At 66.1% G+C, this 22,752-nt stretch carries 21 protein-coding genes and 1 pseudogene; 16 read left to right on the top strand and 6 right to left on the bottom strand.

All coding sequences use genetic code 11. The features are described 5' to 3' along the window. Nucleotides 1–5: 5 nt before the first annotated feature. Genes ON44_RS46170 through ON44_RS46190 form a run of 5 tightly spaced genes read right to left on the bottom strand, consistent with a single transcriptional unit; the run spans nt 6 to nt 5,241 of the window. Nucleotides 6–842 carry a mycofactocin-coupled SDR family oxidoreductase gene (locus ON44_RS46170; RefSeq protein WP_040701847.1) on the bottom strand — a complete coding sequence of 279 codons (837 nt, stop codon included), beginning with the start codon at nt 840–842 and terminating at the stop codon, nt 6–8. A 5-nt stretch (nt 843–847) separates the two neighbouring features. Continuing rightward, nucleotides 848–1,522: an SRPBCC family protein gene (locus ON44_RS46175; RefSeq protein ID WP_040701849.1), complete on the bottom strand. Its 675-nt coding sequence runs from the start codon at nt 1,520–1,522 to the stop codon at nt 848–850. Continuing rightward, complete coding sequence (locus ON44_RS46180) at nt 1,519–2,004, bottom strand: (2Fe-2S)-binding protein (RefSeq protein WP_040701852.1); 486 nt, start codon at nt 2,002–2,004, stop codon at nt 1,519–1,521. Before ON44_RS46180 ends, ON44_RS46175 begins: the two co-directional genes overlap by 4 nt. Then, nucleotides 1,997–2,872 carry an FAD binding domain-containing protein gene (locus tag ON44_RS46185; RefSeq protein ID WP_040701855.1) on the bottom strand — a complete coding sequence of 292 codons (876 nt, stop codon included), beginning with the start codon at nt 2,870–2,872 and terminating at the stop codon, nt 1,997–1,999. Before ON44_RS46185 ends, ON44_RS46180 begins: the two co-directional genes overlap by 8 nt. Beyond that, complete coding sequence (locus ON44_RS46190; RefSeq protein WP_040701856.1) at nt 2,869–5,241, bottom strand: xanthine dehydrogenase family protein molybdopterin-binding subunit; 2,373 nt, start codon at nt 5,239–5,241, stop codon at nt 2,869–2,871. The genes ON44_RS46185 and ON44_RS46190 overlap by 4 nt, the downstream gene beginning before the upstream one ends. A gap of 320 nt (nt 5,242–5,561) precedes the next feature. Between ON44_RS46190 and ON44_RS46195 the strand changes: the two genes are divergently transcribed. The 14 genes and pseudogenes from ON44_RS46195 (at nt 5,562) to ON44_RS46260 (ending at nt 20,474) form a co-directional block, all read left to right on the top strand. Then, complete coding sequence (locus ON44_RS46195; RefSeq protein WP_051183439.1) at nt 5,562–6,677, top strand: XdhC family protein; 1,116 nt, start codon at nt 5,562–5,564, stop codon at nt 6,675–6,677. A 35-nt stretch (nt 6,678–6,712) separates the two neighbouring features. Then, nucleotides 6,713–7,429: a TetR/AcrR family transcriptional regulator gene (locus ON44_RS46200; protein ID WP_063721742.1), complete on the top strand. Its 717-nt coding sequence runs from the start codon at nt 6,713–6,715 to the stop codon at nt 7,427–7,429. 362 nt (nt 7,430–7,791) lie between these two features. After that, complete coding sequence (locus ON44_RS46205) at nt 7,792–8,136, top strand: 2Fe-2S iron-sulfur cluster-binding protein (RefSeq protein ID WP_040701923.1); 345 nt, start codon at nt 7,792–7,794, stop codon at nt 8,134–8,136. A gap of 22 nt (nt 8,137–8,158) precedes the next feature. Then, entirely contained in the window at nt 8,159–9,454 is a 1,296-nt protein-coding gene (locus ON44_RS46210) for a cytochrome P450 (RefSeq protein WP_040701857.1), read from the top strand. Between the two features lie 19 nt (nt 9,455–9,473). Further along, nucleotides 9,474–10,775, top strand: a complete 1,302-nt coding sequence (locus ON44_RS46215; protein WP_040701858.1) for an MlaD family protein — start codon at nt 9,474–9,476, stop codon at nt 10,773–10,775. Next, entirely contained in the window at nt 10,772–11,809 is a 1,038-nt protein-coding gene (locus tag ON44_RS46220) for an MlaD family protein (protein WP_040701859.1), read from the top strand. The genes ON44_RS46215 and ON44_RS46220 overlap by 4 nt, the downstream gene beginning before the upstream one ends. A gap of 4 nt (nt 11,810–11,813) precedes the next feature. Next, nucleotides 11,814–12,866: an MCE family protein gene (locus tag ON44_RS46225; protein ID WP_051183440.1), complete on the top strand. Its 1,053-nt coding sequence runs from the start codon at nt 11,814–11,816 to the stop codon at nt 12,864–12,866. After that, the gene (locus ON44_RS46230; protein WP_085998752.1) at nt 12,863–13,975 is read left to right on the top strand and encodes an MlaD family protein; all 1,113 of its coding nucleotides are present in this window, start codon (nt 12,863–12,865) and stop codon (nt 13,973–13,975) included. Before ON44_RS46225 ends, ON44_RS46230 begins: the two co-directional genes overlap by 4 nt. Next, nucleotides 13,972–15,084 carry an MCE family protein gene (locus tag ON44_RS46235; protein WP_040701860.1) on the top strand — a complete coding sequence of 371 codons (1,113 nt, stop codon included), beginning with the start codon at nt 13,972–13,974 and terminating at the stop codon, nt 15,082–15,084. The genes ON44_RS46230 and ON44_RS46235 overlap by 4 nt, the downstream gene beginning before the upstream one ends. Next, nucleotides 15,081–16,376, top strand: coding sequence for an MlaD family protein (locus ON44_RS46240; RefSeq protein ID WP_051183441.1), 1,296 nt, complete (start codon nt 15,081–15,083; stop codon nt 16,374–16,376). The genes ON44_RS46235 and ON44_RS46240 overlap by 4 nt, the downstream gene beginning before the upstream one ends. 28 nt (nt 16,377–16,404) lie before the next feature. Further along, on the top strand, nt 16,405–17,058 hold the full coding sequence (locus tag ON44_RS46245) for an Rv1363c family protein (RefSeq protein WP_245567588.1): 654 nt from the start codon (nt 16,405–16,407) through the stop codon (nt 17,056–17,058). 4 nt (nt 17,059–17,062) lie between these two features. Beyond that, nucleotides 17,063–17,905: an MlaE family ABC transporter permease gene (locus tag ON44_RS46250; protein ID WP_040701933.1), complete on the top strand. Its 843-nt coding sequence runs from the start codon at nt 17,063–17,065 to the stop codon at nt 17,903–17,905. A gap of 1 nt (nt 17,906) precedes the next feature. Continuing rightward, complete coding sequence (locus ON44_RS46255) at nt 17,907–18,761, top strand: MlaE family ABC transporter permease (protein ID WP_040701861.1); 855 nt, start codon at nt 17,907–17,909, stop codon at nt 18,759–18,761. 214 nt (nt 18,762–18,975) lie between these two features. After that, nucleotides 18,976–20,474 (top strand): annotated as a pseudogene (locus ON44_RS46260) (DUF4158 domain-containing protein). 30 nt (nt 20,475–20,504) lie between these two features. On the opposite strand, the gene ON44_RS46265 reads toward ON44_RS46260, so the two are convergent. Further along, nucleotides 20,505–20,924, bottom strand: coding sequence for an ester cyclase (locus ON44_RS46265; protein ID WP_040701862.1), 420 nt, complete (start codon nt 20,922–20,924; stop codon nt 20,505–20,507). A 114-nt stretch (nt 20,925–21,038) separates the two neighbouring features. Here ON44_RS46265 and ON44_RS46270 point away from each other — a divergent pair, with 114 nt between their 5' ends. Both ON44_RS46270 and ON44_RS46275 read left to right on the top strand, forming a co-directional pair. After that, nucleotides 21,039–21,572, top strand: coding sequence for a PadR family transcriptional regulator (locus tag ON44_RS46270; RefSeq protein ID WP_040701864.1), 534 nt, complete (start codon nt 21,039–21,041; stop codon nt 21,570–21,572). A 68-nt stretch (nt 21,573–21,640) separates the two neighbouring features. Further along, nucleotides 21,641–22,636, top strand: coding sequence for an NADPH:quinone reductase (locus ON44_RS46275; RefSeq protein WP_040701866.1), 996 nt, complete (start codon nt 21,641–21,643; stop codon nt 22,634–22,636). Nucleotides 22,637–22,752 lie beyond the last annotated feature (116 nt).

Here is a 22,752-nt window from a genome sequence, read left to right on the forward strand (position 1 = left end):
CTGCCCTACTTGAGCATCATGCCGCCGTCGACCGGTAATGCCACCCCGGTGATGTAGCGGGCCTCGTCGGAAGCAAGGAACAGCACCGCATTGCTGATATCTTCCGGCTCCACCCAGGCGATCGGCAGCACGTGGAACATCTGCGCGACGGGGATGAAGTCGTCGACGGTCGGATTCTCCAGATCCGGCCGGAACATGCGGAAGGTGGGCTCGTTGAGCAGCATCGGCGTCGCCACATTCGTGGGGCAGATCGAGTTGACGCGAATGTTCTTGTCCCCCACCTCCATTGCCAGTGAGCGCATGATGCCGATGACACCGTGCTTGGCGGTGGCGTAGTGGCCGATATTCGGGACGGCGCGCAGGCCGCCGATCGAGCTGGTGAGCACGATCGATCCGCCGCGACCGCCAGCGATGATATGCGGCACCGAGACCCGGGTGGTCATCCAGACGCCGGTCATATTGACGTCGATCATGTCGCGCCAGGTCTGTTCGCTCATCTTGTCCATCGGGGCGCCATCGCTGGCCAACCCGGCATTGGCCACCACGATGTCGAGGCGACCGAGTTGTGCGACACCGTCGTCGACCACAGCCTGCATGGTCTCCAGATCACGCACATCGGCCTCGACGGCGACGATGCGCCTGCCGGTCGCCTCGACCAGCGCGACCGTTTCGGCCAGGTCGTCCGGTGTCGACATCGGAATGGTGACACCGTCGAGCTGCTTACAGACATCGACGGCGATGATGTCGGCGCCTTCCTGCGCCAGTTTCACGGCATGGCTGCGACCTTGGCCGCGTGCGGCACCCGTGATGAAGGCGACCTTGCCCTCGACTCGTCCGGTCATCGGTATCACTCCCTGGGTTCATGGCCGCCGACCCGGTGCCGACGGCGCAGCAACAGCAGAACTGTCAGCAGCACGGCGGCGAGGGCGACCGCGCCGTAGCGCGCCGCACCGCTCATTCCGCTGGCGGCGAGCAGATCGATCGGTGCTGCGGACACGCGAGGCTCGGCGACCATCCCCGATTCGGCACTGTGCTCGACTTGCCCATCAGCCGAAGCGGATTCGGGCTCGCTGGGCACCCCGGCGGTGATCTCGGCCGCGAGGTTGGTGGCGAACGTTCCGATGAGCGTGCCGGCGACCTCGGCGAGCGCGCCTCGGCCGAATTGGGCCGGTTTACCCGTGACGGCGAGGTCGGTGTCGACGAAAACCTCTGTCACGCCTCCGCTTTCGACGAGTCGACAGGTGATCGTCGCCTTCGCGGTGCCGTTGCCGCGCGCCTCTCGCCCGCCGCCCTCGAGCACGGCGATCCCGGCCGCCTCGTCCTGCGCGGCGATCTTGATGGTGCCGGTATAGGACAGGGTGACCGGCCCGAGTTTGACCTTGATCTTGCCGCGGTAATCGTCGCCGTCGCGCCCGGTGATGGTGGCTCCGGGGACGCAGGGGGCGATCCGCTCGAGGTCGAGCAGCACCCGCCAGGCTCGTGCGGCGGGGGCGGGTATGCTGAAGGTGTTCTCGAACTTCACGCGGACTCCTTCGCGATCGATTCCGCGGCCGCACGAACGGCTTTCACAATCCCCTGATATCCCGTGCACCGACAGACATTGCCGGACAATGCTTCTCGGATCTCGTCATCGGATGGATCCGGACTTTCCCGCAGGAATGCGGTCACGCTGGTGATGAACCCCGGTGTACAGAAACCACATTGGAGTCCGTGACAGTCACGGAACGCGGCCTGCACCGGGGACAGGCGGCCGTCCGGCGATGCGATCCCCTCCACGGTCGTCACCTCCGCACCGTCGGCCTGCACGGCCAGGACCAGGCAGCCACGCACCGCCTGCCCGTCCAGCAATACCGTGCACGCACCGCACACCCCGTGCTCGCAGCCCAGGTGAGTCCCGGTCAGCCCGCATATTTCGCGCAGGTAGTCGGCCAGCGTCAGCCGAGGTGGCACCCGATGGCGCCGGGCCCGCCCGTTGACCCGAACCTCGATATCGATGTCAGTCATTGCTTGCCTCCTCAACGGCGCGGCGCCAGGCGCGCGCCACCATGACGGCCCCGAGCCGTTTGCGGTAGTCGGCGGTGCCGTGCAGATCGGACGGCACCGCGTCCAACGGTCCCGTCGCCGCATGACCGACCTCGTCGGGAGCGACTTCGGCGATGTCGCGGCCGATCAGTTCCGCCTCGAGGGCGGTGGACCTGCTCGGGGCGGGTCCGAGTCCGAAAAGACCGATACCGCACCGGTCTATGCGGGAGTCGGCGTCGAGGCCGACGGCCACGGCAGCGCCCGCCAACGCGAAATCGCCACTGCGGCGGGCGAATTCCTCGATCGCGAAGCCACACCGGCCGCGCCGCGCCGGAAAGACGATCCCGGTCAACAGTTCGTCGGCGGCCAGTTCGGTGCTCCACATGCCGGTGAAGAAGTCCGATGCGGACAGGGTGCGGCGCCCGCGCGGCGATTCAGCCTCGATTCGCGCGTCGAGAACCATGGCCACCACCGGATATTCGGCCGCGGCATCGGCGTGCGCGATCGAGCCGCCTATCGTGCCGCGGTTTCGGATCTGGGGATGACCGATCAGCGGGGTGGCCCGTGCCAGCAGTGGCGCCGCTCGGTTGACTTCCGCGGACCGGCCGACCGTGGTGTGGGTGGTCCCCGCACCGATCCACACCGAGTCCACGCGCGACTCGATACCGCACAGTTGATCAATGCGGCGCACGTCGACCAGATGCTCGGGGACCGCCAACCGCAATGCCAGCATCGGCACCAGACTCTGCCCACCGGCGATGAGCTTCGCATCGTCACCGAGTTCGGCGAGCAGCTCGACGGCCGCCATGGTGGAGGTCGGCGCGTGATATTCGAACGGCGCGGGCTTCATGCCGGCACCGCCCCGGTTAGACCGGTGCGCGCCTGGTCCACCAGTGCCACGATCGCCGCGGGCGAGAGCGGCAGCTGGCCGACCTCCACGCCGAACGGCGCCAGGGCATCGACCACGGCATTGATCACCGCGGGCGCGGACCCGATGGCACCGCCCTCGCCGACACCCTTGAAACCGCCGGGACCGGGGCTCGGTGTCTCGACATGCCCGACCTCGATGACCGGCACCTCGGTCGCGGTGGGCAGCAGGTAGTCCATGAAGGTTGTGCTGATCGGATTCCCGCTGTCGTCATAGGCGAGGTGCTCGTACAGCGCGCCGCCGATGCCCTGTACGGTGCCGCCGAAGATCTGACCCTCCACCACATCCGGATTGATCATCGGCCCGCAGTCCTCGCTGACGATGTAACGCAGCAATGTCACAGCACCCGTTTCTATGTCGACCTCGCAGGTGCACACATGGGTCGCGTTGGCCCAGATCATCATGTGCGGCGTCCGATATCGGCCGCTGGCCTCCAGGCCCGCGGGCACGCCCGGCGGGAGGTCATATCCGTTGAAATAGGCGATATCCGCGATCTCGGCCAGCGTCATCGCCACCTCGGGCACGCCGCGGACCCACGCCCGACCGAGGGTCAACTCCACGTCCGCCACGGGTGCGCCCAGTTTGTGCGCGGCAATCGCCACTATCCGCTCGCGCAGCACGGCGGCCGTCTCCGCGATCGCCCCGGCCAGCATGGAACCCGACCGGCTGCCGCCGGTGCCGCCGCCGAACGGTGTCAGTGCGGTATCACCTTGAATCGTGTGGACATCGGCGATGTCCACACCGAGCGCGTCAGCGGTCAGCTGAATGACGGTGGTCTCCAAGCTGTTTCCCGACGATCCGCCCGAGACATACACATTGACCTTCCCGGAGGGTTCGATCCGAATGGTCGCGCCTTCGGTGCTGTGCAACGGCGTGCCGCCGGTGGTCGGTTCGAGGTAGGTGCAGGTGCCGACCCCGAGATAGCGTCCGTCCGCTCGGGCGCGCCGCTGCTGGTCGCGGAAGGCGTCGTAGTCGAGCATGGCCAGTGCCTGCTCGAAGGTCTCGGACGGCGACACATCGGAATACGGCATGCCGTTGGGGTTGAATGTCGGAAACTCATCCCGTCGCAACATATTTCGTCGTCTCAGTGCCACCGGATCCATCCCCATCCGGCGCGCCGCGGTATCCAACAGCACCTCGCGGGCCACCGACTCGAACTGCCAGGGACCGCGATAGGCGACACGTCCCACGGTGTTCGAATACATAAGCCGCACATCAAAAGTCGCGGCAGGCACCCGGTACGGTCCCGGGAACAGCATCCCGACCGGGATGGCGGCTGTCAGCGGTGACGGCGTCGGGTACGCGCCGACATTCTGCACGTAGTCGATGGCGGCGGCGAGGATGGCGCCGTCCGCGTCGAAGGCCATGCGGACATCACCGTGCTCATGCCGGGCCATCCCGCCCGCCATCAGGTTCTCCTGCCGATCCTCGATCCATTTCAGCGCCACCGGCAGCTTGCGGGCGGCCAGCACGACGCAGGCGTCCTCACGCAATGGCGCCGCCTTGAGCCCGAAGCCGCCACCGGTATCGCGCATGATGACCCGCACGCAGTGTTCATCGATGCCGAGCAGCCGGGCGCAGAAACCGCGGATCTCATGCGGCACCTGCGTGGATGCCCAGACCGTCAACTCCCCGCTCGGCGCAGACCATTCCGCGATCAGGCCCCGCGTCTCCATCGGCACCGGCGCGTAGGCCTGCTGAAAGATCTGCTGCCGCACCACATGTGCCGCAGCACCGAAGATCGGGTCCAGCTCCGCCGCCGGGCGCCCGCTCAACGCGCCGGCCAGATTGCCCGGACACTGCGCATGCACCAGTTCGGTGGTTTCATGCGCCGTGCGGTAGTCGACAACCGGCTCGAGCGGTTCGTAGTCGACAATCACCAACTCGACCGCATCCTCGGCCACATACCGGTCGATGGCGACCACGAGGGCGACCGGATCACCGACGAACCGCACCTCGCCCTCGGCCAGCGGCGGCCGCGGCACCGGCGGCAGTCCGGGGGCGTCCAGCGAGTACGACAACTGGTGCACTTCCGGATTCAGGTCGGCGGCCGTGAGGACGGCATACACCCCGTCGAGCGCCAAAGCCTCCGCGGTATCGATGGCGACGATGCGGCCACGTGGGATCGGACTTCGGACGAAGCAGGCGTGCAGCATGCCCGGCCGATGCACATCGTCGACAAAACTGCCCGCGCCGGTCACCAATCGGAGATCTTCGACCCTGGGCACCCGGGTGCCGACGAATCCGGCCGACGGCGCTTCCGTCACCTGACGAAGCCCGATATCTGTCATCAGGCGGCCCTCCCATTCATTGTGCGGAGCGTTGCCGCCACCACCGGGTAAGGGGGTTCGGAAACGCGCCGCCGGAAGAAATATGCACTACGGGGATGAAAATCTGGGAGCAGGGAAAAAGGGCATCGCATTCCGTTCGAGATCACTGCGAGCCGGCACCCTCGGAGCCGCTCATCGCCGCTGAGGAATTGTCTAGCACCGCGCCTATAACGGTGTCAAGAGTGTAATATGCCTGAACTGAGAATTATGATCTTATCTTGGGCACTTATGGTTCTTCCACAGCACCTACCGCCGCGCCGATGTCGTCGAGAGGGTCGAGCATGCGGGAACTGACCGCGTCATTACTGCGCTGGCATGCGACCGATACGCAATACGCGCTCGCGACCATCGTCGGGGTGACCGGCAGCGCGCCCCGACCGGCCGGCGCCACGCTCGCCGTCGATACCGCCGGAACCGTCGTCGGCAGCATCTCGGGCGGTTGCGTCGAGGCCGCCGCATACGATCTGTGCCGAGAAGTCCTGCGCTCGGGCATACCGATGCGAGCGAGTTTCGGATACGCCGACTCCGACGCCTTCGCGGTCGGCCTGACCTGCGGCGGCACTATCGATGTGTTCGTCCATCGGGTGCGCCCGGTCGACTATCCGATCGTCGAGGCGGCGCTGCGAACGGGCCGGGTGGCGCTGGTTCGCGATCTGGACAGCGGGGCGGTGACCACGGTCGATCCGAACCGCACCGTGGGAGCGCCGTTGGACGATGGCGTCGCCGCCGAGGTCCGTGCCATGTTGGACATCGGCGCCACCGGCGTACGCCGGATCGGCTGCGACGAGGGGGAATCGACGATCTTCGTCGAGTCCTTCGCCCCACCACCACGGATGATCGTCTGCGGGGCAACCGATTTCGCCGCGGCGGTGTGCCGGGTGGGCGGCCTGCTCGGCTATCGGGTCACGCTGTGCGATGCGCGTGCGGTATTCGCGACCAGGGATCGTTTTCCGGATGCCGACGAGGTCGTCGTCCGCTGGCCGCACCGCTACCTCACGGACACTCCGATCGACGCCAGAACCGTGGTGTGCGTCCTCACCCACGACCCGAAATTCGATATCCCACTGCTGGAGATCGCACTGCGACTGCCGATCGCCTACGTGGGCGCCATGGGTTCGCGGCGCGCCGACGCCGACCGCCGGACCCGGCTGCGCGCGGCCGGAGTCACCGATGCCGAGCTGGCTCGCCTGCACTCCCCGATCGGCCTCGATCTCGGTGGGCGGACCGCCGCCGAGGCCGCCGTCGCCATCGGCGCAGAGATCGTCGCGGTCCGGCACGGCGGATCGACGCGGCCACTGCACGCCACTGATCGGCCGATCCATCCCGCCGCGGAGCCGGGCCGCCGCCGACCGAATACCTCGAGATTCGATCTCGAAAGCGTTCCATCGACTCAGTAACACGGTTACCATAGTAACCGTGTTACAGTTCTCGCGTGAGTCGGACAGCAGCACGGATTCCGTCGAAGAAGATCATCAAGACCGTGCTCGCCCTGTTGCAGACCGACGGCTACGACGCCGTTCAACTGCGCGAGGTAGCGCGACGCGCCCACGTATCGCTCGCCACGGTGTACAAGCTGTTCCCTACCAGGGACGCGTTGATCATCGCCGCGGTCCACGAGTGGATGGCCACCAACACCTATCCCGATATCGCCCCGCCCATACCCGAGGAATCGATCGGCGATGGCGTGATACGGATCCTGCGACATGTGTTCGAACCGTGGGAGCGCAACCCCACCATGCTCGAAGCGTTCTACCGGGCCAACTCGGCCCCGGGCGGTGCGCGCCTGAGCATCGATGGGTTCGCGACTGTCCTACCGGTAGCCGCGCAGATCTTCGAAGGTGCCGATCCCGATTACATCGAGGACATGACACTGATACTGCCCAATATGGTCTACGCCCTGATCGGGCGGGTCGCGGACAAGACTCTCGATGTCGACGAGATCCTGCCGATACTCGAGCGCACCGTGCGACGGCTCACCGCGGACAACACGGCGCAGGACCGGGCCGTACGCGAGCGGCGCAGCGCCACCGACCAGCCGGAGCCGTTGGTGCTGGGTCCGGAGGTCGCCGCGCCGTTCATATACGACCGGAACGCCGACGCATCGGCGGCGGCGCAGGATGGCGCCGTGCCTCGACCGAACGCGGGCTAACAGATCCCGAGCACTGCCCTACCGTCCGCCGGGTCGCGGCAACACCGCGCCCCAGTGGTAACGGGGGGTGGTATTTCTGATCGTAAATCCGATCACTGAACAGAAATAGAAATTATCGTGAACGGGTGACCGAAATTATCGGTTCCCGAATTCGATGCACCCTCCGATTACCGCGCGGTTCGGGTGCGACTCAGCGTACCCGAAATACGAATCGGCAGCCGCGAAAAATATTTACTCGCACCTATTGACCGAATCTGTGGCCGCGCGCACAATCATCGGCGTAGCGAGTCGGATCGGAAGACCGGATTCGATTTCGAGCAGCTTTCTCCGCATTGCGCTGCCACCATAATCCCACGAAAGTGATTTCGCGATCGATGTTGATCCCGCACACTCCCGCGCCGGCCGAACCCGGGCTACCTCACAATGCGGTGGCAAATGGAATTGTGACAATTCACTTGGACGGTGCCACGACATCACAGCCCGGCCGAGCCGGCGATACGGTGCTCGAAACCGCACGCCGGGCCGGGTTGACACCACCGTTTTCCTGCGAGGCAGGCAACTGCGGAACCTGCATGGCCACCCTCGTCGACGGGCGGGTCGTGATGAAGGTGAACGACGCGCTGACCGATGACGACGTCGCGGCCGGCTACATCCTCACCTGCCAGGCCGTTCCCCAGACCACCTCGATCACCGTGGAATACCCGTGACCTCCCGACCCAGGAGCCGACGATGACCGATTTCGACACCATCGACTACTTCACCGATCCGGCACTCGTGCCCGATCCCTATCCGTATTACGACCACCTTCGCGCCAAGTGCCCGGTGACGCGGGAACCGCACTACAACGTCCTCGCGGTGACGGGATACGAGGAAGTTTCCCAGGTCATGCGCGACGCCGACACGTTCTCCTCGTGCATCGCGGTAGGTGGCCCGTTCCCACCGCTGCCGTTCGAGCCCGAGGGCGAGGACATCAGCGCGCAGATCGAGCAACACCGCACCCAGCTGCCCATGTACGAGCACATGGTCACGATGGATCCGCCACAGCACACCTATGCACGGTCGGTGCTGAACCGGCTGTTGACACCGGTGCGACTGAAGGAGAACGAGGAGTTCATGTGGCGGCTGGCCGACCGCCAGCTCGACGAATTCCTGGCCAACGGCCGCTCCGAATTCGTCGCCGAGTACGCGAAACCGTTCTCGCTCTTGGTGATCGCCGACCTGCTCGGCGTTCCGGAGCAGGACCACCAGGAGTTCCGGGTCGTGCTCGGCGCCGATCGGCCCGGCAGCCAGGTCGGTGCGCTGGACAAGGTGTCGGTCGGCATGAATCCCTTGGAGTGGCTCGACGAAAAGTTCAGCGGCTATATCAGCGATCGGCGACGCGAGCCGCGCGACGATGTGCTGACCTCGCTGGCGCTGGCGAAATATCCGGATGGGTCGACCCCCGAGGTCATCGATGTGGTCCGTTCGGCGACCTTCGTATTCGCCGCGGGCCAGGAGACGACCGCCAAGCTGCTCGCCGCCGCCGTGCGCGTACTCGGTGACGATCCGGAGCTGCAGCAGGCGCTGCGTGCCGATCGCAGCCGCATCCCGGTATTCATCGAGGAGACGCTGCGCATGCACGCCCCGGTCAAGAGCGGCTTCCGGCTCGCCCGCCGGAACACCGAAGTCGGCGGCGTCGACGTACCGGCCGGATCCACGCTCATGGTCTGCCCCGGTGCGGCCAACCGCGACCCGAGCCGGTTCGAGAACCCGCACGAGTTCCGTCTGGATCGCGCGAACTTCCGCGAGCACATGGCCTTCGGCCGTGGTGTGCACTCCTGCCCCGGTGGTCCGCTGGCGCGAGTGGAGGGTCGGGTATCGCTCGAACGCATCCTGGATCGGATGCTGGACATCACGATCGATGCCGACGAGCACGGTCCCGCGGACGATCGCCGCTACCGCTACGAGCCCACCTACATCCTGCGCGGGCTCACCGATCTACACATCCGGTTCACGCCACGAGACGCATCCGCGCCGCGAGAGTGAGTTGGTTTTCGTGTCGATCATGTTCGAACCCGACGGCCGAGGCCCCTCCTCGGTTCGTCTGCTGGTGACCGGTGTCTGCTGCGCCGTCGTCATCGCGGCCGCTGCCACCGTGATGGTCGCGAATTCCCGTGGGGCACTTCGCAAGACCGTGACGGTGACCGCCGTCATGGCCAATGTGGGCGATGGGCTGCCCACCAAGTCGGATGTGAAATTCCAAGGGGTTCGGGTCGGGTTCGTGACGGCGGTGACGCCGGCCGCCGTCACCGGCATGAACGATGTCCGAATCGAGCTGAGTCCGCACTTCGCGCAGGCGATTCCGGGCACGGTAACCGCGCGGGTGGTGCCGAGCAACGTATTCGCGGTGCCGTCGGTACAACTCGTCTACAACGGTGCGGCGGCGCCGCTGAGTTCGGATGCCCGGATCAGCCAGGATCACAGCCTGGCGACCGTGCGCCTGCAGACCTCGCTCGATCAGCTGCGGCGGATCATCGCCGCGGTCGGTCGGGAGGACACCGACAACGCGGTGGGCATGTTGGCAACCCTCGCCGAGGCCACCGAGGGGCGCGGCGCCGGCATCGAGAATGCGGCGGCACGGCTGCGCGATATCGTCGTCGAACTGGACAAGGTCGTCTCCGTGGACGCGGCGCCGTCCACGCTCGACTCGCTCTCGGCCGCGATGCGTGAACTCCAGTCGACGGCACCGGATCTGCTCGACGCCATGCACCACGCGATAGTCCCGCTGCAGACGCTGGCAGAGCAGCGGGCGAAACTCACCGCGCTGCTGTCCGGCGGCCTGAACACGCTCGGCACCGTCGGCACCGCACTCGACCACAACACCGACAAGATCATCGATATCACCACGCATATTTCACCGGCCCTCGGCGCACTCGGTGACGGCGCGAGCAAATTTCCGCAGATCAGTACTTCGCTCACGCGAATGACCGGCCGGTTCAACGAGTTGTGGAATCCGCAAACACAGCGGATCAACGCGCGCGTCATTCTGCAGCTGACACCCAACCGGCAGTACACGTCGGCGGACTGCCCCCGCTACGGCGAGCTGGCCGGTCCCAATTGCGCGAGCGTCCCCACGGCACCCGCCTCGACCGAAGGCTTGCCGCCCGGCTTCGATCCACGCCGCTTCCAGCCACCGAACTCCCTGCTGAGCAGCGATATCGGGCCGGTCGGCAGCGCCGCCGAACAGGAGCGGATCGCGGGCATCCTCGGCGGCGAACCCAATGCCGCCGCGGACATCCTGTTCGGTCCGCTCGCCCGCGGCGCCACCGTCGCGATCACGCCGGACCCGAACGAAGGCACCCGATGAACTACCGCGGATCACTGCTCGTGCTTATCGCCTTCCTCATCAGTTCGGCGCTGCTCAGCTGGTCGGTCGCCGTCACCCTCGAGCGCGGCATCAGCGGCGAAACCACCAGGTACTCCGCACTGTTCACCAACGTATCCGGCCTGCGCGTCGGCGATGACGTCCGGATGGCCGGGGTGCGGGTCGGCCGGGTCGAATCGGTCGAGTTGGCGGGGACGCTCGCGCGGGTCGGTTTCCGCATCCACAGCGATCAGGTGCTCACCGGGAACACCACCGTATCGGTGACGTATCAGAACCTGATCGGTCAGCGCTATCTCGGTGTGGCGATGGGCAACCACGGCGACCCCACCGTACTGAAACCGGGCGCCGAAATCCCCGTCGACCACACCGAGCCGTCGTTCGATATCTCCAAGCTGCTCAACGGTTTCGAGCCGCTGTTCGGCACGCTGGACCGGACCGCGGTCGACAACATCACCGGCGCCCTGATCAAGGCATTGCAGGGCGACAACGGCTCGATCACCACGCTGATCGCCGAGACGACCCGGCTCGCGGAATCGTTCGCCGGGCCGGACGAGGTACTCGGCCAGGTCATCTCGAACCTCGCCACCATCGTGGGCAACCTCGCCCAGCAGAGCGGGAATCTGACCACCGTGATCGACCGGACCCGATCCGTTTTCGAAGGCCTGCAACAGAATCAGCAGGCATTGTTCGATTCCGTGGACCGGATCGCGACGGTGGTCGGCCGGGCGTCCGAGATCGTCGCCGCCGACCAGCCCACCCTCGTCGACTTCCTGAATCGGGAACCGGGATTCGCGCAGCACTTCCTGGACAACAAGGCGAAGTTCGAGTACCTCGGCTACAACCTGCCGATGATCCTCAAAGGGCTGGCCCGCATATCGCAGGCAGGCGGTTACATCGACGCCTACGTCTGCGATGTGACCCTGTCGATCGTCCCGGGTCTGACACCGCTGATTCCGCAAATAGTCGACGCGGTGACCCCAGGCGGGGTGGCCCAACACACCTCCAAGTGCAGGTGACCACATGCGTATACCGTGGAATCACAAGGGCCGCACGCGAATCGGGCGTCGGCAACTCGAAGACCTCAACAGGCCATGGCTCGGATTCACCGCGATCGCCCTCCTGGTCGTCGCGGTCGTCGCCGCACTGGTCGTCAATTCGCTCGATATCGGTGAACGCCGCCTGGAGGCCGACTTCGCACAGGCCGCGCAGCTCGGTGCCGGCGATCAGGTGACCGTGGCGGGGGTGCCGGTGGGCCATGTGGTCGGGCTGCGCTTGGCCGGCGACCACGTGACGGCAATGCTGAGCATCGCCGACAATGTGGCACTCGGCCCCGCCACGACCGCGGCGATCAAACTCACCACCTTGCTGGGCAATCGGTACGTGGAACTTGCACCGGCCGGTGCCGGTGCACTGCCGAATGGCCGAATCCCCTTGGCGCAGACCAGTGTTCCCTACGATCTGCAGTCGGCCCTCGCCGACGCGACGACCACCTTCGATCAGGTCGATGCCGACAAGGTCGGGCAGGCGCTCACCGAACTGTCCACCCAGCTGCACGGTTTGCCGCAGCTGATTCCGTCGGTGATGCAGAACATCACGACGCTGTCCGGTGTGATCGCCGAGCGTCGCGGGCAGATCGGCACACTGCTGACCAGCACGAGCCAACTCACCACGGTCATCGAGAACCAGCGGGCCGGCCTCGGCGTGCTGGTCGACCAGGGCCGCGACCTGCTGCGGGAGGTCGCGGCAAAACGGCAGGCCATCGCGGCTCTCATCGCGGCCACCAGCAATGTGGTGCGGACGCTGCAGCCGATCGTCGTGGACGACCAGCCGGAAATTCAATCGCTGCTCGACAACCTGAGCCAGCTGGTGCAGATGCTCAGCCGGCACGACGACCTGCTGCGAAACATATTGCAGATCCTTCCGGTTCCCTGGCGCAGCTGGGCGGACGTGACCGGCTCCGGGCCCGAACTGGACGCCAACGCGTCCTCGGGAGCGTTCGTCGACTCCTTCATGTGCGCGCTGGTCGGCCGCGCGCAGGTCCAGCTGCCGCCCTATTCGGAGGACTGTCGATGAGATCATTACCCCGTCCCTTCAAGCTGGTTCTCATCCTCGCGGCCACCGCGCTGATCGTCGGCGCGGCCAGCGCTCCGCTTTCCCTGCTGAATCGCGAAACAGTCACCGTGACAGCGCATTTCGACAGTGCCGCCGGTGTTTTCGTCGGGAATCCGGTGGATGTACTCGGCATGCGGATCGGCGAAGTGGCGAGCATCGCGCAACGCGGCTCCTATGTCGAAGTGACGATGAACGTGGATGCCTCGGTGCGGATTCCGGCCGACGTCACGGCGGTGACCGTGTCGGACTCGGTGCTGACCGACCGGCACATCGAACTCACTCCGGTCTACCGCGGCGGACCGACACTGGCGGACGGGGCGACGCTGGGTACCGATCGGACGAAGACTCCGGTCGAATTCGACAGTCTGCTCGCGATGGCCGACAAGCTGTCCACGTCACTGCAGGGCGACGGGCAGGGGCACGGCCCGATCGCCGACGCGGTCGATGTCGGTGCGGCGGTGGCGACCGACAACGGCGAGCAGATCAAGGCCGCGCTGGATCAACTGTCCCGCGCGATGCGCATGGGCGACGATCACGGCGCCGCCACCAAGAACGCCATAACCACGCTGGTGCACAACCTCGATTCGCTGACCGCCGCGGCCGCGAGCAACGACCAGACGATTCGCGAATTCGGCGCCGGAGTCCGCCAGCTGAGCGACCTGCTCGCCGAACAAAACCTCGGCACCGGCGACACCGGCCCAAAACTGAACGAAATCATCGCCCGGACAACCGATCTCATGCAGCGCAATCGCGGCACGCTGGCCGGTACGGCGAGCGGAGCCAACGTCATCTTCCAGAGTCTGTCGGACTACAACCGCAACGTAGCGGAATTCATGGACCTGTTCCCGCTGGTCGTCGACAACGCCTATGCCGTGATCGACCCGAATGTGGGCGCCGGCCGGGTGCACGTGAATGTGGACAAGGTCGCATTGGACGGGCAGATGGTCAAGCAAGTGTGCAACCTGCTCGACCTGAAACAGCTCGGCTGCAACACCGGGAAGATGTCCGATATGGGGCCGGACTTCGGCATCGTGGCCATGCTGGCCGGAATCGCGGGTTTGCCGAAATGAGCACCAGGAAAACAACATTCACCGCTGCCGCCGTCGCACTCGTGGCCGCGGCTCCGGCGAGCGGGTGTTCGGTGGGGCTGGACCGGATGCCGCTGCCCGCGCCATCGGTCGGATCACACAGCTTCGCACTGACGGCTACCTTCGCCAACGCGCTCAATCTGCCGACCAAGGCCAAGGTGAAGGTCGACGGCGCCGATGTCGGGGAGGTCGAGTCCATGACAGCACGCGACTATGCCGCCGTCGTCACCCTGCGGATCCGATCCGAGGTCGTGCTACCGGCGGGCACAACCGCCGAACTGCGCTCGGCCACACCGCTCGGCGATGTGTTCGTCGCACTCGACCCGCCACCGAATCCGGCTCCCGGTGCTGGTGTGCTGCACGATGGGGACAGCATTCCGCAATCGTCGACCTCGGCGGCGGCCACCATCGAGGAAGTGCTCACGCGGGCGGCATTGCTGGTCAACGGCGGCGTGATCCGCGATCTGACGAAGGTGATCAACGGTCTCGGCGCCGAATTCGGTGGGCGGGGTGATCGCATGGGTGAGCTGATCGCCCAGACGACCGCATTGGTCCAGACCCTCTCGGCACGATCGGACCAGATCCGGGCGGTGGTCCACGACACCGCCGCACTGACCGCCACCGTTGCGGCGCAACAGTCGGTGGTGAACGACGTAGTCGCCGCTGCGGGCCCGGCCCTGGATGTCGTGGCCGCCAGCACTCAGGACATCGTGGATATCGCCGCCCAGTTGAATCGGATCGCCGGCCAGCTCACCAAGTTCCCGTCGATCAACGGCACCGGAAAGCGCAGCCTGGTAAGCGATCTCAACAATCTCGCCGCCGGACTCAACACCGCCGCGACCGACCCCGGAGCCAGCCTCGACGGGCTGAATTACACCCTGGCCCTTGTCGGTGGCAAGGTGGCCAACTCCACCGCCGCCGGCGCCGACGCCGATATCTACCAGATAGCGCTCGGCGCGGTGCCCGACCCGAACTTCCCGGGCAACCCGGAAGCCCGGGTGCCCGACCAGACCGACTGGGCCGACTTCGCCGGTTCGTTGGCGTACACGTTGGGCCGGTTGTACGGCCGAGTGATCGGGCCGGGACGATGAAGCGCCCGGAGCCGAATCGGTCCTTCGAGGTGCGCGTGGAGTCGGCGGCGAGCGTGGCCCTCGCGGTCACCGACCGGTTGGTCCGTCATCGGCTGGTCGTCTCCTTGATCGCCCTGGTGGCCACGCTGATTGTGGGGGCAACGTATGTCGTGTTCGGATCGCTCGAGCTGAACCCGTTCGCCTCGACCTATCAGATCCGGGTCCACCTGGCCCAATCCGGTGGTCTGCTGCCCGACCGGGACGTTACCGTGCGCGGTGTCCGCGTCGGCCGGGTGACCTCGGTCGATCTCGACGGCAACGACGTGGTCGCGGTCGCATCGATCGAGGCAGGCGCCAGGATCCCGACCGACAGCACGGTCCGGGTGGCCGGACTCTCACCGGCCGGTGAGCAATACTTGGATTTCGTCCCCGCCACCTCCAGCGGCCCGTATCTGGCCGCCGGTGCGGTCATCGGCGCCGACCGGACCACGGTGCCGGTGCAATTGGCCCAGTTGCTCGGCGACCTCACCGGCACCATCGCACAACTCGATCCCGACAAGCTTCAGGCGATCGTGCACGAGTTGGGCGCGAGTTCGGCGGCGCCGGAGAAGCTGGCGGCGATCATCGATGGCGGCGCCTTCATGATCACCACACTCGGTGCGGTACTCCCGCAGACCGTCAGCCTGCTGCGCAACAGCGAGGTGGTGCTCGGCACCGCACGCGACCTCGGACCGGGCCTCGCGATTACCGCGGCCGATCTCGAACGCACTCTCGCGGGCGTGAATTCGATGACGGGCGGGTTCGAAACCCTGCTCGACACCGCGCCGGAAATGCTGCGCACCATGGACCAGATCATCGCCGACAATTCCCCGACCATGGTCCAACTGCTCGGGAATCTCGCGACCGTGGCCCAGATGTCGTACGTACACGTGCCTGCCATGAACGATCTGTTCTTCCCCACGCATCGGGCCGGGTCGGCAGCGGACGCGTTGGGCACCGCATTCCACGACGGCGCGGTGTGGGCGATCGCCAGCATCTATCCGCGAAAGCAATGCGACTACAACCTGCCGCGCCTGCCCATCACCCTCGCGAACCATCCCGAACCCTACTTGTACGCCTACTGCACCGACCCGGATCCGACCCTGGTGCCGCGCGGCGCGCGCAACGCACCGCGGCCCCCCGGCGACGACACCGCACACCCACCGGCCGGAGTCGATCCGCTGACGACCGCCGATCCGACACCGCAGGGCCCGCTGTCGATCCCGACACCATATGGCGGCGCACCCGTTCCGGCATATGTGCCGCCGAAGTAGCAAATAACAACGAAGGCCAGGAGTTTCGATGAAGCAACCAGTGCTGGAGACGGAAACCGCTACCGAGACAACCGAATCGGACTCGGTCACCGATGAATCGGCCGCGCACGAGAAGGAAACGGCTACCGAGACAACCGATTCGGACGAGGTGGCCGAGGTATCGTCGGTGGGCGCGGACGCCGCACCACCCTTCTGGCGGCGTCGTTGGGTGCCGCGCGCCGCGGTCGGCGCGATCGCCCTGGTCGCGGTGTCGGCCTCGGTGCTGGCCTGCGTGCTCGGCTGGAAACTGCACGACCGCGACGAGGTCGATGCCGCGGCCCGGCAGGCCGCGACCACCGCGCAGAACTACGCGATCACGCTGACCAGCATCGATTCCCAGCACATCGATCAGAATTTCGCCGCCGTCCTCAGCGGTGCGACCGGTGAATTCAAGGACACCTACACCCAGTCCAGTAACCAACTGAAGACGCTGCTGGTCCAGAACAACGCGGTGAGCAAGGGGAAGGTGGTGGGCTCCAGTATCAAGTCGGCGACGAAGGACCGCGTCGAGGTGATGCTGTTCGTCGATCAGGAGGTCACCAACTCGGTGAGCCCCGATCCGCGGATCGATCGCAGCCGCATGGTCATGACCATGGAACGGGTCGGCGACAGCTGGCTGGCCGGCAAAGTGGAGTTGGTGTGATGTGATCGATCAATCGTCCGCACCATCGGTCACCCGGATAAGGAACTGGGGACGCGGTTATCTGCACCGTCATCCCGTCGCATCGCTCGATACCGTAGGCGCCCAGTTCATTCTGGGTGTGCGTGCCGTGCAGTATCTCGTAATCGACATCGCGACAGGCCGTTTCGCATTCAAGGAGTTCGTGCGGCAGGCCGCTTTCATGATCAAAACCTCCTACCTGCCGACCGTCGCGGTCGCATTGCCCATCAGCGCGACCCTCTCGATCCAATTCGGACTGATCGCCGGTCAGGTCGGCGCGACCTCGCTGGCCGGCGCGGCCAGCGGTCTCGCGGTCATCCGCCAGGCGGCGCCGGTGGTCACGGCGATGCTGCTTGCGGCGGCGGTCGGTTCGGCGATCTGCGCCGACCTGGGCTCGCGCACCATCCGAGAAGAGATCGACGCACTCGAGGTGATGGGTGTCTCGGTGCTGCGCAAGCTGGTGGTGCCGCGGGTGGCCGCCGGAGTGCTGGTCGCGGTCGGGCTGACCGGGCTGAGCGCCTTCGTCGGATTCCTCGCCGGATATATGTTCAATGTCTATGTCCAGGGCGGTACACCCGGCAGCTTCATCGCCACCTTCTCCTCGTTCGCGCGCATCGGCGATATGTATCTGGCGGTGGTCAAGGCCGTGGTGTTCGGACTCATCGTGACCGTCGTCGCATGTCAGAAGGGATTGAGCACCAAGGGCGGTCCCGGCGGTGTCGCGAATTCGGTCAATGCCACGGTGGTGGCCTCGATCGTGCTGCTCATGGTGGTGAACGTGGGCTTCACCCAGATGTACACGATGCTCTTCCCGCGGCAGGCGCTCTGAGATGGCGGCGCCGTACTATCCGCTGCACATCAGGCAGGTGCTGCGCGTTGCCGACGCGCCGCTGCACGGGGCCATGCGCCTCGGGCACATGGCCATATTCTTCCTTCGCGCGCTCGCCTCCATTCCTATTGTCCTGCGCCACTACCGCAGGGAACTACTGCGCCTGATCTCCGACATCACCTGGGGCAATGGGTCTCTCATCGTCGGCGGCGGTACGGCCGGCATCATTGTCGTGCTCGGCGCGAGCGGCGGTGCGCTGGTGGGGATCGAGGGCTACAGCGCACTGAAATTGCTCGGCATCGGCCCGGCGACAGGTCTGGTGTCCGCGACCGCGTCGACTCGCGAACTGGCCCCGATCATGGCTTCCATCGCCTTCGCATCCCAGGCGGGCTGCAGATTCACCGCGCAACTCGGCGCCATGCGCATCGCCGAGGAGATCGACGCGATGGAAACACTCGCCATCCGGTCCATCCCCTACCTGGTGACAACGCGGCTCATGGCCTCGGTGGCCGCCATCGTTCCGCTCTATCTTGTCTGTCTGGCAATGAATTTCGTCGCGGTCGAGGTGGCCATCGGCATCGCGGGCAGCCAATCGCCCGGCACCTACGACCACTACTTCCGCATGGTGCTCAGTGCGACCGACATCGGGTATTCGCTGGCCAAGGCGGTCGTCTTCGTCGTGATCACCACGACCATCCAGTGCTACTTCGGCTACTACTCCGCGGGCGGTCCGGTGGGCGTCGGCATTGCCGCCGGTCGCGCGATGCGCGCCAGCATCACCGTGATGATCTGCGTCAACCTGCTGATGACGCTGGCACTGTGGGGCTTCGACTCGGGAGCACGAATCAGCGGCTGACCGCGCCGATCGACTACCCGCCTCCGGTGGCGGGTATGCGGCCGTGACGCATCAGCACCGCGATCAGGGGTCCCGGTAGTAATCGCCGAAAAAACAACGGATATGCCGTAATGCCTTGTTGAGGTGATGGATTCGTGGGTTCAGCTGCGGGGCGGGGTTGTTGGTGGTTGGGTTGCGGCCGATGGGTTGATCGGCATGGCGGAGGTCTGAGTTCGTGGCGACGCGGGTGTTCGCAGACGAGGAATTGGTGCGGCTGCGGGAGTTCCCGGAGATCAGTCGTGAGGAGCTGTTCCGGTATTTCACGCTCACCCCGGCCGACCTCGCGTTCGTTGACCCCGGACGTGGGCGCGGTCCTGCGGATCGGTTGGGAGTGGCGGTTGCGTTGTGCTCGTTGCCGTGGCTTGGGTTCGTGCCGGACAAGGTGTCCTCCGCGCCGCTGGTGGTGGTAACTCGGTTGGCTGATCAGCTGAAAGTCGATGCCACGCAGATCCGTTCGTACGGCCGGCGGGCGCAGACCCGCACCGAGCATCTGCGCCTGGTCGCGCAGTATCTGAGCTCGGCGAAATTCAGTACGGCCGAACGCCGGATGCAGCAGGAGTTGGCCGACCGCGGCAAGTCCGGTGAGGACCGCCAGGCGCTACTGGATGATCTCCTAGAGATCATCATCGATTCGCAGATCACAGACGAGGAGATCGGTGGCCTGATCCGCGGCGAGAAGATCGGGTGGGAGCGGCTGCGCGCGGCGATCGCGCAGGCCAAGCCCCGGTTGCCGCGCGATCACGGGCACCTGGCCGCGCTCGATTCCTCGTACAGCTACCTACGGCAGTTCACCCCGGTAGTGCTGGCGACCGTGCGGTTCGGCGGTGGAACCGCCGCGACGGAACTGCTGATCGCGGTGAACATGCTGCGCGAGCTCAACGCCACCAACGCCCGCAAGGTTTTCGACGATGCGCCGACCGGTTTCGTACGCACCAAGTGGCGCGGATACCTCGAAGAGTCCCGAAAGTCCGGCAGCGTTACCGCGTATCGCCACTACTGGGAGCTGTGCGTGTTGCTCGGGCTGCGGGACGGGCTGCGCAGCGGCGACGTCTACGTACCCGGGTCACGGCGCTACGCCGACCCTGCCGCCTACCTACTCACTCCCGAGCAATGGGCTCCGCAACGCGCCGAATTCTGCCGTCTGGTCGGCAAATCCGCCGATCCGGCCCGCGCGTTGGCCGACGTCATCGACGAATGGCACCAGGCGGTCGGTGAACTGGAACAGGTCTTGGCCGGTGGGAACGGCCCAGTCCGGTTGGACGAAGCCGGGGACCTGGTGGTCTCGCCATTGACGGCGGAGGACGTGCCCACCGAAGCGGTGGCGCTCAAGGCTGAAAGGGCGAATCCCTACATGCACTACGCCGCGACCTGCTGTACGCCCACGAGGGCATGATCCGGGCGCGGCATCTGGAGTCCCAGACCGAGCAAGCTTGGTGCCTGACTCTGGCCGCGAATGCCGTAATCGCCTGAACGACTGAGTATTACGGGCTCGCGGTGGAACAGATGCGGCGCGAAGGACGGCGCATCGACGACGAGGTGCTGGCGCACATCTCCCCAGCGCACAGCGAGAACATCAACTTCTTCGGCGCCATCGAGGTCGACATCGACGCCGAACTCGCCCAGCTCGGCCCCACTGGGTACCGACCGTTGCGGGTCCGCGACACCCTGTTCTGACCCCCGGCAAGCCCCGCTCTAGAAGCTGCCTCACGGCGCTGACAGGGCGCCAATCTGTTGCATGACCCCGAGCAGATCGGGCAGGCCACGCTCTTCGACGATCCGGCCGTCTGCCAGGTAATAGAAGTTCATGGCCTGGACCTCGATCTTATTGCCCGTGGCAGGGACCCCGAAGAACTCGCCTTCATGGGTTCCGCGCATGGTGAACCGCGCGGCCACCGTGCTTCCCTCGGTGACGCTCTCCTCCAGCGTCCATCGCACGTCAGGAAACGCGCCACGCATCATCGCGATGATCTCCAGATAGCCCGCAGGGCCCCGCAAGGGTTCGGCGTGACTCGGTGCATGGAACACCGCGTCGGGAGCGATGACCTCCCGGGCAAGATCCTCATCGGCTGTGTTGATGAACTCGACGAAGCGATGCATCACTGATTCAACGGATTTCGACGACATTTAGCCCTTCTCTCTCCCCGCCTGCGATGTGGTGTTCGAAGCGAACCGGCAGGACCATCGCCACCATAACATCGATTCGATGTACACATCGAATCGATGTGCGATACTGGAGGAGTGTTGGAACTCTCTCTCCTCGGATTCCTGGCCGCAGGCCCCCTTGCGGGACACGAGCTGCGCCGTCGCATTACGCAGCTCACCGGATACAGCCGGCCGGTCAGCGACGGCACCCTCTACCCGGCGGTCAACCGCCTGGTCAAGGCGGGACTGATCGAGCGGCGACCCGCGCCGGAAGCGGGGGCCGGCCGGTATGTGCTGAATCTGACCGAGGCGGGCCGCGAGGACATGCTCCGGCGCCTGCGCGAGCCAGCCACGCACGAGCTCACCGACTTCTCCCGCTGGTTCACCATCCTGGCGTTCCTGTCCCTCTTGCCCGACGTCGCCGACCAGCACGCGGTACTCCGACGTCGGCTGGCCTTCTTGGAGGAATCGGCGAGCTTCTTCTACGACGGTGACAGGCCGCTGCGCGCCGAGGACGTCAGTGACCCTTACCGGCGCGGCATGCTGCTCACCGCCCGCGCCACCAGCCAAGCTGAACGCATCTGGATCCGCGAGATCCTCGGCGACGGCAATCCCCAGCCAGACCCCTAGGGCCCAACCCACACGATCGCCTCGCCGCTGAGCGGATCGGCGAGCTGCAGACAACGAAAGGCGCCACCATGCTTGCTTCCTGGTACGACGAACAGGGCCCCGCCGCTCGAGTGCTGCAGGTCGGCGAGGTGCCCGACCCCGCTCCTGGCCCCGGGGAGGTCCGGGTCCGCGTCGCCGTCTCGGGTGTCAACCCCGGCGACACCAAGAAACGCGCCGGCTGGACAGGGTCAGGTATGCCCTACCCACGGGTGATCCCGCACAGTGACGCCGCCGGCGTCATCGACGCGGTCGGCGCGGGCGTCGAGGCGCGCCGTACCGGGCAGCGTGTGTGGATCTACGGCGCCCAGTCCTACCGGCCCTTCGGCACAGCCGCCCAGTACACTGTCGTGCCCGCGCACCTGGCCGTCCCGCTGCCCGACCACCTCAGCGACGATCTGGGCGCGAGCCTGGGCATCCCCGGCATCACCGCGCACCGCACCGTGTTCGCCGACGGCCCGGTCGCCGGGAAGGTGATCCTGGTCAACGGTGTCCTCGGCGGGGTCGGGTCGCTGGCCGCCCAACTCGCCGCCTGGGCTGGGGCCACCGTCATCGGCACCGTCCGCCGCGCCGCCGAATTGGACCGAGTCGATCTGGCGGTCGTCTCCCACGCCGTCGCCCTCGACGGCGACGATCCCGCCGCCGAGATCCACGCCCATGCCCCAGAGGGAGTGGACCGGATCATCGAGGTATCTCTTTCCGACAACGCCGACCTGGACAACGCCGTGGCGGCGAACGGCGCAACCATTGCCGCGTACGCAACTCGCGCCGACCGCACCGAAATCCCCTTCTGGACCCTGCTTTTCAACAACGTCACCCTGCGCCTGATGGGCAGCGACGACTTCCCCACCGCCGCCAAGCGACAGGCCGCCCTCGACCTGACCTCCGCAGCCGCCGTCGGCGCCCTCACCGTCGATGTCGGCGACCGCTACCCGCTCACCGACATCGCCAAAGCTCACGACCGGGTGGATGCGGGCGGCCGCGGCCGCGTCCTCCTCACGATCCCAGGTGAGTCCACGGCTCCCTGAGCTTCACTGACAGCCACGATCCAGTCCGCGCAAAACGACGCTCGATAGCGCGGTCGGCGTGTGAGGCACTGGACGCCTCACACGCCGTGACAGCGGCCCGATGAAGCGTTCCCTCC

The organism is Nocardia vinacea NBRC 16497 (assembly GCF_000308835.1).
GTDB classification, from domain to species: domain Bacteria; phylum Actinomycetota; class Actinomycetes; order Mycobacteriales; family Mycobacteriaceae; genus Nocardia; species Nocardia vinacea.

What these genes read in the sequence shown, in the direction of transcription:
- ON44_RS46180 (WP_040701852.1), bottom strand. Translation starts at nt 2,004, where the DNA reads ATGACTGACATCGATATCGAGGTTCGGGTCAACGGGCGGGCCCGGCGC.
- ON44_RS46215 (WP_040701858.1), top strand. Translation starts at nt 9,474, where the DNA reads ATGTTCGAACCCGACGGCCGAGGCCCCTCCTCGGTTCGTCTGCTGGTG.
- ON44_RS46230 (WP_085998752.1), top strand. Translation starts at nt 12,863, where the DNA reads ATGAGATCATTACCCCGTCCCTTCAAGCTGGTTCTCATCCTCGCGGCC.
- ON44_RS46245 (WP_245567588.1), top strand. Translation starts at nt 16,405, where the DNA reads ATGAAGCAACCAGTGCTGGAGACGGAAACCGCTACCGAGACAACCGAA.
- ON44_RS46265 (WP_040701862.1), bottom strand. Translation starts at nt 20,924, where the DNA reads ATGTCGTCGAAATCCGTTGAATCAGTGATGCATCGCTTCGTCGAGTTC.
- ON44_RS46235 (WP_040701860.1), top strand. Translation starts at nt 13,972, where the DNA reads ATGAGCACCAGGAAAACAACATTCACCGCTGCCGCCGTCGCACTCGTG.
- ON44_RS46275 (WP_040701866.1), top strand. Translation starts at nt 21,641, where the DNA reads ATGCTTGCTTCCTGGTACGACGAACAGGGCCCCGCCGCTCGAGTGCTG.
- ON44_RS46210 (WP_040701857.1), top strand. Translation starts at nt 8,159, where the DNA reads ATGACCGATTTCGACACCATCGACTACTTCACCGATCCGGCACTCGTG.
- ON44_RS46190 (WP_040701856.1), bottom strand. Translation starts at nt 5,241, where the DNA reads ATGACAGATATCGGGCTTCGTCAGGTGACGGAAGCGCCGTCGGCCGGA.
- ON44_RS46195 (WP_051183439.1), top strand. Translation starts at nt 5,562, where the DNA reads ATGCGGGAACTGACCGCGTCATTACTGCGCTGGCATGCGACCGATACG.
- ON44_RS46170 (WP_040701847.1), bottom strand. Translation starts at nt 842, where the DNA reads ATGACCGGACGAGTCGAGGGCAAGGTCGCCTTCATCACGGGTGCCGCA.
- ON44_RS46220 (WP_040701859.1), top strand. Translation starts at nt 10,772, where the DNA reads ATGAACTACCGCGGATCACTGCTCGTGCTTATCGCCTTCCTCATCAGT.
- ON44_RS46225 (WP_051183440.1), top strand. Translation starts at nt 11,814, where the DNA reads ATGCGTATACCGTGGAATCACAAGGGCCGCACGCGAATCGGGCGTCGG.
- ON44_RS46185 (WP_040701855.1), bottom strand. Translation starts at nt 2,872, where the DNA reads ATGAAGCCCGCGCCGTTCGAATATCACGCGCCGACCTCCACCATGGCG.
- ON44_RS46255 (WP_040701861.1), top strand. Translation starts at nt 17,907, where the DNA reads ATGGCGGCGCCGTACTATCCGCTGCACATCAGGCAGGTGCTGCGCGTT.
- ON44_RS46240 (WP_051183441.1), top strand. Translation starts at nt 15,081, where the DNA reads ATGAAGCGCCCGGAGCCGAATCGGTCCTTCGAGGTGCGCGTGGAGTCG.